8 protein-coding genes are annotated in these 15,262 nt (G+C 40.5%); 6 read left to right on the top strand and 2 right to left on the bottom strand.

Annotated elements, in window-relative coordinates; translation table 11 throughout:
* The first annotated feature begins 678 nt into the window (after positions 1–678).
* Entirely contained in the window at positions 679–5,370 is a 4,692-nt protein-coding gene (locus tag L6494_RS20760; protein WP_237989662.1) for a glutamate synthase-related protein, read from the top strand.
* A 504-nt stretch (positions 5,371–5,874) separates the two neighbouring features.
* Here L6494_RS20760 and L6494_RS20765 read toward each other — a convergent pair.
* Positions 5,875–6,792, bottom strand: a complete 918-nt coding sequence (locus tag L6494_RS20765) for a polysaccharide deacetylase family protein (RefSeq protein ID WP_237989663.1) — start codon at positions 6,790–6,792, stop codon at positions 5,875–5,877.
* Between the two features lie 1,199 nt (positions 6,793–7,991).
* On the opposite strand from L6494_RS20765, the gene L6494_RS20770 reads away from it, so the two are divergent.
* The 5 genes from L6494_RS20770 (at position 7,992) to L6494_RS20790 (ending at position 14,369) form a co-directional block, all read left to right on the top strand.
* Positions 7,992–9,539: an ArnT family glycosyltransferase gene (locus tag L6494_RS20770; RefSeq protein ID WP_237989664.1), complete on the top strand. Its 1,548-nt coding sequence runs from the start codon at positions 7,992–7,994 to the stop codon at positions 9,537–9,539.
* Positions 9,540–9,981: 442 nt separating this feature from the next.
* Entirely contained in the window at positions 9,982–11,178 is a 1,197-nt protein-coding gene (gene dxr, locus L6494_RS20775; RefSeq protein WP_237989665.1) for a 1-deoxy-D-xylulose-5-phosphate reductoisomerase, read from the top strand.
* Between the two features lie 453 nt (positions 11,179–11,631).
* Entirely contained in the window at positions 11,632–11,829 is a 198-nt protein-coding gene (locus tag L6494_RS20780; protein ID WP_237989666.1) for a hypothetical protein, read from the top strand.
* 408 nt (positions 11,830–12,237) lie between these two features.
* A complete protein-coding gene (locus L6494_RS20785) occupies positions 12,238–13,308 on the top strand; it encodes a Gfo/Idh/MocA family protein (protein ID WP_237989667.1) in 1,071 nt (356 codons plus the stop codon).
* 11 nt (positions 13,309–13,319) lie between these two features.
* Positions 13,320–14,369 (top strand): glycosyltransferase family 2 protein, encoded by a 1,050-nt coding sequence (locus L6494_RS20790; RefSeq protein WP_442946966.1) that lies wholly within the window; start codon positions 13,320–13,322, stop codon positions 14,367–14,369.
* A 90-nt stretch (positions 14,370–14,459) separates the two neighbouring features.
* On the opposite strand, the gene L6494_RS20795 is transcribed toward L6494_RS20790, so the two are convergent.
* On the bottom strand, positions 14,460–14,960 hold the full coding sequence (locus L6494_RS20795; RefSeq protein ID WP_237989668.1) for an acyl-CoA thioesterase: 501 nt from the start codon (positions 14,958–14,960) through the stop codon (positions 14,460–14,462).
* Positions 14,961–15,262: the final 302 nt, after the last annotated feature.

Here is a 15,262-nt window from a genome sequence, read left to right on the forward strand (position 1 = left end):
AAGGCTTTAACTAGCAGCAATGATAACCAAGCTATAGACAGTAGCCTTGGTAGTCAAATTTGGATTAGAATAGTAGATCCTTAAAAGGATATTCCCTGCTGTTACTACTTTAGTCAGTTCTAAACAGCAGATATATTTTAGTTTGCCGTCGGGCAGTCGGTGAACTTTAAACAGATGCTTGTGGAGGGGAATCTGGACGGGGTTTTGAGTCAGAGATGGTTCAAAACTAGACAAACCCATTGAAGCAAGAATCTCCCACTACAATGCAAAGCATTTATTGGTGAGAGTGTCAAAGTGTAATACGCTGATTTTGCTACTAAATCAGGATTATTTCTGTCTGTCAAGCACTGAAGTGTTTAATCAGAATTTTGTTCTTTGATCCAAAGATATTCTCTGTCTGAAAAGTATATTCCCTAGAGAACAAGAATTGAGAAAATACCTAGCTTAACAATAGAAATATTATGTCAAGATAAAAGTATTTTGTCTCACATTAGGATAAACACATAAACGATAATGTCAAAATTTTAACCTGGGTAATTTAAGAAACCAGAGTTAAAATTTTTTTCTCTAAATTTCGGTGGTTTTGATGTATCTATGCAGCACGAAATTTAGAAGCTTTGCTCACCAGCAGTGGCGAAGTTCGTGACTCAACATCTCAGGACATCTCAGGAATAGGCTATGAATGATCAACCGATGAATCTAAACCAAGAAATCACAGCAAATATGAAATCAGGGGATACCTACCAAGGGCAAAAGTGGTTAGTAGAAGAACGAGATGCCTGTGGTGTAGGTTTTATTGCTCATCGTCAAAATCAGGCCAGCCACGAAATTGTGGACAAGGCTTTAGTAGCATTAGCCTGTTTAGAACATCGGGGTGGTTGTAGTGCAGATCAAGACTCTGGTGACGGGGCGGGAATTTTAACGGCGATTCCTTGGCAATTATTCCAAACAGAATATTCTCAAGGAGAAATAGACTTTTCATCTCATAGCAATATGGCAGTGGGGATGATATTCTTACCCCAAGATGCAGAAGTCGCAAAAAAAGCTAAAGCCACTTTTGAGAAAATAGCCACTGAAGAAAAATTAACTGTACTGGGCTGGCGAGTAGTACCAATACAATCAGATTTACTGGGAGTACAAGCAAGAGCCAATCAACCGCAGATTGAACAGATTTTTCTGCAATCTGCACAAAGCGGAGATGAACTAGAAAGGCAACTGTACATTGCTCGGAAACGCATATTTAAAGCCGCTAAAAGTATCACAGAAGAACTGTACATCTGTTCCTTATCTAGCCGCACGATTGTTTATAAGGGCATGGTGCGTTCTGCGGTTTTGGGTGAATTTTATGAAGATTTGCAAAATCCCGCTTATCAAAGTGCGTTTGCGGTTTATCACCGCCGCTTTAGTACCAATACAATGCCGAAGTGGCCTCTAGCACAACCGATGCGGTTGTTGGGTCATAACGGTGAAATCAATACCTTGTTGGGTAACATCAATTGGATGATGGCGCGGGAATCTAGCCTTAATCATCCGATCTGGGGAAATCGCACGGAAGACCTCAAGCCTGTCGCTAATATTAATAGCAGTGACTCCGCCACCTTGGATAACGTCATGGAGTTAATGGTGCGTTCAGGACGATCGCCAGAAGAATCTTTGATGATTATGGTGCCTGAAGCTTATCAAAATCAACCATCTTTAGCTAACCATCCTGAGATTGTCGATTTTTACGAATATTACAGTGGTTTGCAAGAATCATGGGACGGGCCAGCACTGTTAGTATTCAGCGATGGACAAAAAGTTGGCGCAACCTTAGATCGTAATGGTTTAAGACCCGCCCGTTATGTCATTACCAAAGATGACTACATTGTAGTGGCTTCCGAAGCAGGTGTAGTAGACTTCCCTGAAGCCAACATAGTCGAAAAAGGCAGGCTAGGCCCTGGACAAATGATTGCGGTGGATTTAATCAACCACGAAGTCCTCAAAAATTGGGAAATTAAGCAGCGTGCAGCCAAGAAACATCCCTACGGCGAATGGCTGCAACAGTACCGCCAAGACCTTAAAAAAATTGTGGGAGAGTCTACAGCAGTCAATGGCAATGGTAACGGCAATGGTCATAAAACTGCCGAAAATGGACATCTGACTACCAACACCATTGATAAACAAACCCTGTTGCGTCAGCAACTCGCCTTTGGTTACAACACCGAAGACGTGGAAATGGTGATTCAACCAATGGCTAGCAATGGTGCAGAACCAACGTTCTGTATGGGGGATGATATTCCTCTAGCAGTGCTGTCAGACAAACCTCACCTGCTGTATGACTATTTCAAACAGCGTTTCGCCCAAGTCACTAACCCCGCAATTGACCCATTGCGAGAAAAGTTAGTGATGTCTTTGAAGGTCGAACTGGGTGAGAGGGGTAACTTATTAGAACCCAAGCCAGAATTTGCGAGAAGACTAAAACTAGAGTCGCCAGTCTTAACAGAAGCAGAATTAGACGCAATTAAGCTGTCGGGATTTGCCACGGCTGATTTATCTACACTGTTTGCGATCGCTAACGGCCCCACAGGATTGCAAGATGCAGTGCAGGCTTTACAAAAACAAGCGGCCGAATCAGTCCGAGCAGGTGCGAAGATTTTAATCTTAAGCGATCGCACTGGTGATGGCATTACTTCCGAATACAGTTATATTCCTCCCTTATTAGCCGTGGGTGCAGTGCATCATCACCTGATTCGGGAAGGGTTGCGGATGAAAACCTCCCTCATCGTAGATACCGCCCAGTGTTGGAGTACCCACCACTTTGCTTGTTTAATTGGCTATGGTGCTGGTGCTGTCTGTCCTTACATGGCTTTAGATACCGTGCGCGATTGGTGGTATGAACCCAAAACTCAAAGTTTCATGGAACGGGGTAAACTCAAAGCCATTAGCTTAGAACAAGCGATCGCCAACTATCGCAAAGCTGTAGAGTCGGGTTTGTTGAAAATTCTCTCGAAAATGGGAATTTCCCTCCTTTCTAGCTACCAAGCTGCACAAATCTTTGAAGCTATTGGGATTGGTGGAGATTTATTACAACTGGGATTCCAGGGTACAACCTCCCGCATTGGCGGCTTGAGTGTGAGTGAGTTAGCCCAAGAGGTGCTTACCTTCCACTGCAAGGCTTTCCCCGAACTGACAATTAAAAAGTTAGAAAATCTAGGGTTTGTCAACTACCGTCCTGGTGGCGAGTACCACATGAACAGCCCAGAACTAGCTAAAGCACTGCATAAAGCTGTAGATAGCAAGCTGTACGACCATTACGAAGTTTATAAGCAGCATCTCCAAGGTAGACCCATCACAGCACTGCGCGACTTGCTGGACTTTCAAAGCGATCGCACTCCCATCTCTGTAGAAGAAGTTGAGTCAGTTAGTGATATAGTCAAACGCTTCTGTACTGGTGGGATGTCCTTGGGCGCATTGTCACGGGAAGCCCATGAAGTTCTGGCGATCGCCATGAACCGCCTAGGTGGTAAATCTAATTCTGGCGAAGGTGGCGAAGATCCAGTACGTTACAACGTCCTTAACGATGTAGACCCATCTGGTCACTCACCGACCCTTCCCCACCTCAACGGTTTACGCAATGGTGACACCGCTTCTAGTGCCATCAAGCAAGTAGCATCAGGACGCTTTGGTGTCACACCAGGGTATTTAGCCAGTGCGAAGCAAATCGAAATTAAAATTGCCCAAGGTGCAAAACCAGGGGAAGGTGGACAACTACCAGGGCCAAAGGTGAGTCCTTACATTGCCATGTTGAGGCGTTCTAAGCCTGGTGTCACTTTGATTTCACCACCACCACACCATGATATCTACTCCATTGAAGACCTCGCACAGTTAATTTTTGACTTGCACCAAATTAACCCGAAAGCCCAGGTATCGGTGAAGCTAGTTGCAGAAATTGGGATTGGGACGATCGCAGCTGGTGTAGCTAAAGCCAACGCCGATATCATCCAAATTTCTGGACATGATGGCGGTACAGGTGCATCACCACTAAGTTCCATTAAGCACGCTGGTTCACCGTGGGAATTGGGATTGAGTGAAGTACATCGAGTCTTAATGGAAAATAGTTTACGCGATCGCGTCCTTTTACGGGTAGACGGCGGACTCAAAACTGGTTGGGATGTCTTGATGGCTGCATTGATGGGCGCAGAAGAATTCGGCTTCGGCTCAATCGCCATGATTGCTGAAGGTTGTATCATGGCGAGAATTTGCCACACTAACAACTGTCCTGTAGGTGTAGCTTCCCAAAAAGAAGAACTGCGGAAGCGGTTTACAGGTATCCCAGAACACGTAGTTAATTTCTTCTTCTTCATCGCTGAGGAAGTTAGGAGTTTATTAGCACGATTAGGCTATCGTTCTTTGTCAGAAATTACTGGACGCGCTGATTTACTGACAACACGGACAAGTGCAGCACTCACCAAAACCCAATCACTCAACCTCAATTGTTTGCTGCAACTACCAGATACCAAAACCAACCGTAGCTGGTTAGTGCATGAACAAGTCCACAGCAACGGACCAGTTGTGGATGACCAAATACTCGGCGATCCAACAATTCAAGCTGCGATTCATCACCAATCTACAGTTACTAAGACCTTAGCTATTGTCAATACTGACAGAACTGTAGGAGCAAGATTAGCAGGTGCGATCGCTTCCCAATACGGTGATAGTGGCTTTGAAGGGCAAATTAACCTCAACTTTAATGGTAGCGTGGGACAAAGCTTTGGTGCTTTTAACCTCCCTGGCATGATTTTGACCCTAGAGGGAGAAGCCAACGACTACGTAGGGAAAGGAATGCACGGTGGTGAAATTATCATTAAACCACCAGCCGATGCGACCTATGACCCATCACAAAACGTGATCGTAGGTAACACTTGCCTTTACGGTGCTACAGGTGGAGTGTTATTTGCCAATGGTTTAGGCGGAGAACGCTTTGCTGTCCGCAATTCCAAAGGCGTAGCCGTCATTGAAGGTGCTGGGGATCACTGCTGTGAATACATGACTGGTGGCGTAATTGTAGTTCTGGGTAAAGTAGGACGGAACGTAGCAGCCGGTATGACTGGTGGACTAGCCTATTTCTTAGATGAAGATGGCTTATTCCCTGAGTTAGTCAACAAAGAAATTGTCAAAATTCAACGGGTGATGACAGCAGCCGGAGAGAAGCAGCTAAAAGATTTAATCAAAGCCCATGTAGAACGTACAGGTTCAGCCAAAGCTGAATTCATCTTGCAAAATTGGTCAGAATTCTTACCTAGATTCTGGCAATTAGTACCACCTTCCGAGGCTGATAGTTCAGAAGCCAATCCTCAAGCTGTGCCAGAAAAACATCTGAGTTCAGTATAGTCAATAGTCAAAAGTCATTAGTTGATAATGACTTTTGATTAATACCAATACAATTTTAAATTGCCATAAATTTTTCTAGAGAGACGCGATATTTCGCATCTCTTGATAAAGATAAATTTGGCTCTCCTAGACTAGCTATAACAAATTAATACTTAATATCAGGTTAAATCCTTACATAGTCTGGGATTCAATAGTAATAAACTAAATTTTTATTAAATCCTTGATTTTATTTTAGCAAAACCTTGTTATATCAATCATTTTAGCCATTTTTTAGTGTTAATTTATCAACCCAAGTCTGGGAGAGCCATAAATTTTAGAACCGTTATACAATAGACCTCTTGCAAAAGTCATGATTCTATCGTGTTTTTTTGTGTCTTTGCGTCAGCTTTAATCGCAGCCGTGGGAAGTTCTTTTATTACAAATTACGAATTACGTAAAGCCTGCGGCATAGCTGCGCTTAGAGCGGAGCGGGGCTTTAGCCCATTACGAATTACAAATTACGAATTATTTTTTATTGGCAATCCTTTTTTGATCTTTCTCTTGCATTTCTAAAAGTTCTGGAACAGTTACAAAGCTATAACCTTGATTGCGAAACTTGGCAATGATTTCAGGTAAAGCTTGTACAGTTTGGGAACGATCCCCTCCACCATCGTGCATCAGCACAATTCCACCAGGTTTTGCAGTTCTGAAAACGTTATTAATTAAATTTGGGACTCTAGGCTGCGAATAATCAATTGAGTCAGAAGACCACATAATAATGGCGTATTTACTATTTCTTGCGTAATTAGCTACCCCATTGGTCATGATTCCTCCGGGTGGTCGAAACAAATTTGTTTTTACACCAGCGACTTTATAAATCAGGTCTGTTGTATTAGCTACTTCATAAGCAGCTACCTGGGCATTCATAAAATGATACCGATGATGCCAAGTATGATTACCAATTACATGACCTTCAGCAACTACACGCTTAAGTAGGTCTGGATAATTCTTGATATTTTGCCCAACAACAAAAAATGTGCCTTTGACATTGTTTTCTTTGAGGATATCTAGCACTTGTGCTGTAGATTCAGGCCAAGGCCCATCATCAAAAGTCAAAGCAATCACTTTTTGACCTTGACTGAGTTGTGCTGACTTAATAGTTGCTCCTTGAAAGCGTGGCGACAAAACATAAGAAAAACCCTTAACTTGTGCTTGTTGTTGCCAACTTGTCAGCATGATTTCTTTTAATCCTTCAATGCGCTCCTGAGTTCCTATCTTGGCAACAGGCACAGGTGTAGTATTGGAATTTAGGCTTTGTCTGATCTGAGCATCTGAAGTAGTTGGTTTAACTAACATCATCAAACCAACACTCAAACTTACACTTAAGGCAAACAGCGCAACCAATATTCCTTGCGGCCATAGCAACTGCTTGTTGTTTTCCACTTCCTAGCTCCTCCAAGGTTTTAACCATCAATCACCACTTTGAGGTGATTTTTAACACAATACAATAGCAGTATGTAGATACTCAGGTAATTTCGGATAATCCTGAAACTTTGAATACAGATTTACAGAAATTAAAAAATTAGATTCTAGCTTTCTTAGCCGCTAGTCTAGGGAATAGCATATGACTTTTAATACTTAATCCATATAGCCTCTTGAAAATATTTAAATCCTTGAAAAGTAGCTAGATTAACTTATGAGAAATAAAATCTTTAATTTTTGTACCTTGAGAGTTAAAAATAAATCTACGTATTTTAATAACTTTTTATACACTCAAGCCCCGAAGTAATTTTGTATAAGCAAAATAAGCATTATTTCTTATATATGCCTTGAATAGAATATGAAATATTCAAGATAATTATTCGAGTGAAATTAGTTTTTATGCTAGAACATCTAGTAAACTCCTAAGAATAACAAGCATTTTAATATTTAATACCATTGCTACCTATTTAAAAAAAAATTAAATTTTTATCAATCTGATGCAAAATTTAATTCCATATCAAAAAGATAGACTGCACTCTTATCAGGATAGTTTCTCATGGAAAAGACTTTTACATTAGTTAATCCATATACTTTTTTCATCCTTTTTGTAAAAGTATGTGATTAAATATTGAATTTTGTCTATGAGAATAGATAATTGAGATATTCAATATTCAGTCATTTGACAAATAATGATTGAAATCTCTAATTAATGTAAGCCCTTACATTATTAAATTAAAATTACATATATGTTGTTACAGTATATTTACTGAAATTCACTATTTGAGAGTTTAAACTTTTAATAATTATAGTCACAGGGAGAAACAAAAAAGTCTAATTTAAATTAGTAGTTTTTGTTACTTGGTTATTGTGGAAAATTCCGGCTCGCTATAGTCAAGCAGTGAAAAAATTACACTGTCATGGGCAAAGAATTTGGTAGATAGTACCTTACACCGTTATATAAAACAAGTTTATATACGCCGCGCGGTATTAGGTGGCAGCATTGAGTAGTCAAAGGAAGCGATCGCTATATGTAAGGGGACTATGGCTAATATCGTACATTATAAGAATTTTTGCCTATTGGTTAGATATTATAATTAATAATACGGAAATCTCTAAAAATACATAAAGTTCTCATAAAAACATTATCTGGACTTTTCGATATGCGTCCATTCCGAGAAAAAGAATGGCTGTTAAGCTTGTGCGTGTTATCTATGCTGTTGTGGCTAATATGCTTGGGTAACTCACCTTTACGTGATTGGGATGAGGCAACAATAGCACAAGTTGCCCGTGAAATTTGGCGATCGCCCCTTGGTTCTATGGGTTGGCTTTATCCAACTTTGGCAGGAGAACCGTATCATAACAAACCACCCTTGATGCACTTACTGATCGCTTGGGCTTATTCTTTAGGTGGTGTCAATGAATGGACAACACGTTTACCTGGCGCAGTATTAACGGCTTTAGGCGTACCTTTGCTTTTCTCAGTGGGAAGATTAATTTTTCCAGCTAAGTTACCAGCTTTATTTGCTGCCTTAGTTTACATGACAATGTTACCTGTGGTACGTCATGGCAGGTTAGCAATGTTGGATGGTGCGCTAGTTACTTTTTTCTTACTAGTGCTGTTTTGTCTATTCAAAGCACGTAAAAACCAACGCTATGCTTTAGGTGTGGGGTTTGGTTTAGGGCTGATTGCGCTCACTAAAGGGATGATGGTTTTGCTGTTGGGGGGAATTGTCTGTTTATTTCTCTTAATCAATAGACAATTAAGTTGGTTGAGAAATCCTTATTTATGGATAGGAATATTATTAGGAAATGCGCCTGCGATCGCTTGGTATCTTGCACAATGGCATCATTATGGCAATAGTTTTTTACAAATCAATTTGCAATCACAAACTTTTGACAGACTCACACAACCTGTAGATGGTAATACGGGACTTCCTTGGTACTATTTAATTGAAATACTCAAATATGGTTTTCCCTGGCTATTATTTTTACCTGGAGGGTTTTATCTAGCTGGGAAACAGCGTCATACTACTTGGGGGTGTTTGGTGCTTGTAGGCACAGTAGTATATTTAGCAACTATTTCTCTCATGAAAACAAAACTCCCCTGGTATGTGATACCTGTGTATCCATTTTTAGCTTTAGCAGTTGGCGCAAAACTCAGTGAAGTTTGGGAACATCGACATATTCAAAGCAGAATTTGGACGGTAATATTTGTTTTGTTGTCTATTGCAGGTGTAGGAGGTTGCGTTTACTTCGCTATAGCTGATCCTCAGCCTGTGTTAATAGTGATGAGTATTGTTATAGCTATCAGCATGGGTAGTGTAGCATGGTTGGTGAGTAGACGCGATCGCAATTTTATTCCAGTTTTATTCACTGGGATGTATCTAGTTTTAGCATTATTGATGAGTTCACAGTCTTGGATTTGGGAATTAAACGAAGCTTTCCCAGTTAAACCCGTGGCTGCATTAATTCGTGCCAATGTTTCACCACAAACAAAAATTTATACTTCTTTTGCTTATAGCCGCCCCAGTTTAGATTTTTACTGCGATTGCCAAGTTATTGCAGTATCTTCATCAACTCTAAAACAAATGTGGTTGGATAAATCTTATTTACTTTTAGATAACGCAACTTTGCAAACAATCAATTTACCTAATTCCCTCATTCTTGGTAATTCTGAAGAATTTGCCTTGATTTATCCTAAAAGCTGATCGATAGTTATTGCTTAATAAATAAGGACTTTATTAAAAGTAAAATCCTACACTGATATGGTCTAAAATCAGCAGTAAATTTTCTACAGGACTTACGCAAGTGTCACAATCGATCGTTGGTGCGTGACGCTATAAGTCTGATGACTACGTTCCAATACTTTCGCAGCGTCACACAACGGCAATAAAGCGGGAGGAAAATCCACACCGCTTTTTGCCTCCCCTACATAAAAAATATGCCAGTTGCGTAAGTCCTATTCTATATTGTCCATTTTGAACATTTTAAACAGTGATTCTTCTATATTTAGTGTTTTAATATACCTATAAAATGTTTTTTTGATAGTGAATTTACTTTCTAAAAAGCAGTATGGATTGTGGCGATCGCTGTTCTGAATGAGTCCCAAGCAATTTATAGTGAGAGTTATCTGTACATCCTTAAGCAATTGTGAAAGCTATAACTCTTGTTGGTTCTACCGGCTCAATTGGTACTCAGACTTTAGATATTGTCACTCAGTACCCAGATCAGTTTCGGATTGTGGGATTGGCGGCTGGGAGCAATGTAGAAATGCTAGCGGCTCAAATTCGGCAATTCCGACCAAGTATAGCGGCGATTTCTGCCGCAGAAAAACTGCCAGCACTCCAAGAAGCACTCAAAGACCTTGATCCCCAACCCATTTTACTTGGTGGCGAAGCGGGTGTCATTGAAGTCGCTCGCTATGGTGATGCTGAAACCGTGGTTACTGGCATTGTAGGTTGTGCGGGTTTACTACCAACGATCGCCGCTATTGAAGCTGGTAAAGATATTGCCTTAGCAAACAAAGAAACTCTCATCGCCGGTGGGCCAGTAGTCTTACCCCTAGTTGAAAAGCACGGTGTCAAATTACTCCCCGCCGATTCCGAGCATTCGGCTATCTTTCAGTGTCTCCAAGGTGTTCCTAAAGGTGGCTTACGGCGGATTCTACTCACCGCCTCTGGGGGAGCATTCCGGGATTGGGATGTAGCCAGGTTAGCAGAGGTGACAGTTGCTGATGCTCTCAAGCATCCTAACTGGTCAATGGGACGTAAAATCACCGTTGATTCTGCCACTTTGATGAATAAAGGGTTGGAAGTAATCGAGGCTCATTTTTTGTTTGGCTTAGATTACGAAGATATCGATATTGTCATCCATCCCCAAAGCATCATTCACTCACTAATTGAGCTGCAAGATACTTCGGTACTGGCACAATTAGGCTGGCCAGATATGCGTTTACCCCTACTGTATGCGATGTCTTGGCCAGAACGTATTTATACTAACTGGGAAAGACTAGATTTAGTCAAAGCGGGAAATCTTACTTTCCGCGAACCAGATCATCAAAAGTATCCCTGTATGCGGTTAGCTTACGCGGCTGGTAAGGCTGGCGGTTCTATGCCTGCTGTGTTAAATGCTGCTAATGAACAGGTAGTAGCTTTATTCCTAGAAGAGAAAATCACATTTTTAGATATTCCTCGGTGTATTGAATCAGTGTGCGATCGCCATCAAAATGATAACTGTGCAAATCCTGCTTTAGATGACATTTTGGCAGCAGATCAATGGGCAAGACAAGAAGTTTTAACAGCTACTAAAAATTTAGCAGCCCAACCACGTATAATTTCTGTCAGCTAAATAGCTAGTATACGGAAGTCAAACGTCAAAAATAAACTTTTTGCCGATTTGTAACTGTCTGGATATCGCGGCTATGTCGTATTAGATTTAACAAAAAAACATAGAGGATGGTGATTTAATCACACCACCCTCAAATTTCTTAATATTTGATCATTTTTTATATAATTACTAAAAAAGAAAAATATTTTAGTAATTGTGTCTAAAAAAGCTGCATTTATTCCGGAATTGCAGTGTCTGCTTAGTGTATAATTATTAGGCGATAATTTATTTAAATCTCACTTATTAAGTAATAAACACCATAGCTAAAAATAACACATTGTTGAAAATTTGTGCAAGTAATGGTGATAAATCAAGTTTGTAGTCAGTACTTTAGTCCTTAATTGATGAATTTAGTAAGCACTTAGGACTTACTAAAAATCTTGTAAAAACTTAAATCTACAGAATTAAACTGATATGATTCCTACCTTAATTTTAGCTTGGATCGTATTTATCATAGTTTGGAAGGTATTAAAAGCAACTATTAGTAATGCCTTAACTATTGCAGCAATACTCATTTTATTGAATATTGGTTTTGGTATTACACCCCAAGACATTTGGAATCAGATTATAAACTTTGCTCAAACGGTATCACAAATTAACCTCGGCAAATAGAGATGATAATTTGCACAATTGCTACTGCATAGTATACATTTTTTAACAAAGTTTAGGTGTTTAAGTCCCCTTCCTCTGCCTCTACAGGCAGAGGGTTTGGATGCCTAATTAAAATAGCCTTCACAAAACTTAATTGTTAATTGCGAAGAGCAAATTGCTTCAGTCTGCTATTATATGACTCAATGTCTGATTTTTGAAAAAAACTCAGTACACCTCAGAGATATTTTTCTGTTCCCTGTTATGTGTTCCGTGTTCTCTCCTTACATAAGTTATTCCAGAAATCAAAGCTTATTGCCATTAGTGTAAAAGCTCCAATAAACATCTCCAAAAAAGAAGAAGAAAGCCTTATTCTGTAAGGTTAAAATTTTTATTTACGGAAATATATAAATGCAAATAAATATATAGATAATGATACTTTCTTTACAGGAAGACTACTCCATTGAACCCCATAAAACATCTGTTTTAAAAGTTAAAATTGGTCTTGTAGGCTGTGGCTACTGGGGTCCAAAACTAGCAAGGAACTTTTCTGCACTCAATGAAGTTGAGTTAACAATGCTTTGTGATTTGGAAAAAGACCGACTGGAGCAAATGCAACTCCTTTATCCGAAGGCTCACGTTACTTGTAGTTTTGCAGAACTTCTCAATAGTGAAATCGATGCAATTGTCATTGCCACTCCAGTGAAAAGTCACTATTCTTTAGTTAAAGCAGCCCTGGAGGCAGGAAAACACGTTTTGGTTGAAAAGCCCATGACTTCATCCTTAGCCGCCGCTCAGGAGCTTGCAGATATAGCAAAACACAAAAATTTAGTTCTCTTGGTTGGTCATACATTTGAGTACAGCACGGCAGTACAGACTATTCAAAATATCTTGAATTCGGGAGAACTAGGCAAAATTAAATATATTAATTCTGTGCGGGGAAACCTGGGTATATTCCGGTCAGATGTGAATGTTGTTTGGGATTTAGCAATTCACGATATTTCAATTATTTATTACCTACTAAAGAAATCCCCAAAAGCGGTCAGTGCTTACGGTGAAAGCTGCATTTCCAGAAACAAAGATATTCAAGATGTTGCTGTTCTTACTCTTGATTTTGCAGATAATATTCTCTCGACAATTCATGTCAGTTGGTTAGAGCCTGTGAAAACTCGTCGCATGACGATTGTTGGTACTAAAAAAATACTAGTTTATGATGACACGGCTAGTAACCCAGTTTTAGTTTACGACCGAGGGATTACAGTTAACTCTAATATTTGTAATCCTTCACAAGCTGAATTCACCTATCGTTGCGGTGAAGTTCAGCCCTATTTGGTAAAAAAAGTTGAAGCCCTTCATTTAGAAGCTCAACATTTTATCGATTGTATCAAAGGTAGAACACATCCCCAAAGCAGCAGTAGCGTGGGGGTAGAAGTCGTCAGAATTTTAGAAGCGGCTCAGTATTCTTTGTCTCACAATGGGATCAAGAGTTACTTAAACGTGTAGAGGAGAACTTAATGGTAGCCACAAATGTAGAAACTTTGCAGCATCTTGGAGTTGTTGTTATTGGACGAAATGAGGGCGATCGCCTTCGCCTATCTTTACTCTCTGTAATTCAACCTCTAACTACCCGTCAAGGAATCATGCCAGAACATCAATACCCAATAGTGTACGTTGATTCTGGTTCAACGGATGGTAGCGTAGCTTTGGCAAAAAGTTTAGGCGTTGAAGTTGTAGAGCTAGATTCTCAGATTCCTTTCACCGCCGCCCGTGCCTATAATGCAGGTTGTGATCGGTTGTTAGCATTATATCCCCATACACAGTTTGTCCAGTTTGTAGACGGTGATTGCATAATTGTTGAAAGCTGGCTAGAGAAAGCTTATGCTAAACTCGTGTGCTGTCCTGATATTTTCCTGGTTTGTGGACGACGACGAGAAGAGTTTCCCACACTCACAGTTTTTCATCGTTTGTGCGATATGGAGTGGAACACGCCATTAGGTGAAACCACAGAGTGTGGTGGTGAATCAATGGTGCGAGTTAGCGACTTCCAATCTGTGGGAGGATTTGACACGACACTCATCGCCGGAGAAGAGCCGGAACTATGCTTGCGTCTACTCCGTGCAGGTGGGAAGATATTTCGCTTAGATGCAGAGACTTCCATTCATGATGTGCAAATGGTTCGCTGGGAACAATGGTGGAAGCGGACATTGCGCGGAGGCTATGCTTTTGCTGAAGGGGCTTGGCGATACCGTAGAACACCCGAACGCTTCTGTATACGGCAGAGCTTCAGGATTTGGTTTTGGGGCTTGTTATTACCCCTATTAAGCCTCGCTACAGTAGTCATGACAAGAGGTGTGAGCGTGCTAATTCTATTGCTTGCCTATGGGTTGCTTATTGCCCGCATTACCTTTAGTACGAGGCAACGCTTTGGTCTTGGCAATGCAATAATTTATGGATTATTTTGTGTTTTGGGTAAATTTCCAGAATTGCAGGGTCAATGGGAGTTTATATTTTATCAACTGCGACAACAACAGCGACTGATAGTTGAATATAAACTCGACCAGTGATTGAATTACAAGCTACTTTGGTACTGAGACAATTAAGTAAGTAGAGATGATTACTTGTGCCATCTCTACTGCATGGTATCTTATGATTGCTCAATTATTCTTCGGTGCGGCAATCTTGGCGAAGGCATCCTGAACACTTGCGGGTAACTGACGCATTATCTTCCCTCTTTCTCGATCTAAACCGACTAAGGTTACTTTGGCGGTAGCATATAACTGTTGCCCATCAGTGGAAACGATCGCATAATCCCAATTGATGCGGACACCAGTCACTTCCGCCATGCGAGTTTTGACCAACACCTCAATTCCTAACGGAATAGAACGGTGATAGCGGACAGAAAGTTCTACAACTGGTAAATCGCAACCCAAAGCTACTAAATCAGCATACTCAATACCTATAGAGCGCAAACATTCTATCCGTGCTTCTTCCATCCAGGTGATATAATTACCATGCCAAACAACACCAGCATAATCAGTGTGGTGGGGATGAACTTTTACAGGATATGTAAACCAAGTATTGAATTCACTAATTGAGGGGAGTTCAATCGCACTAGTGGGTGGGAGTTGTGCTTGGCTAGATTGTTCTTTAGACATCTTCAATTTTCTCAATCACTAGGTTTTTTCGATATCTGGAATAGCTTAACAATTCAAAATTCAAAATGACGCTCGCGGACTCGCTAACGCTGCGCTAACAAAATTCAAAACAGTTGGAGTCGGGGATTTAAGCCCTAACTCAACTGATACTACGTGTAGACGTAGGGGTCTTAAACCCTTGAATTTACGATAAAAAGGTATTGAATTATAAGGGGAATGCTGAAAACCCGTGAGAAGCAGGACACGCAGGTGTCCGAACTTCGTACTTCTCCCAAGGGGAGACGCTGCGCGAACAGGCACGG

This window comes from Nostoc sp. UHCC 0870 (assembly GCF_022063185.1).
Classification (GTDB): domain Bacteria; phylum Cyanobacteriota; class Cyanobacteriia; order Cyanobacteriales; family Nostocaceae; genus Trichormus.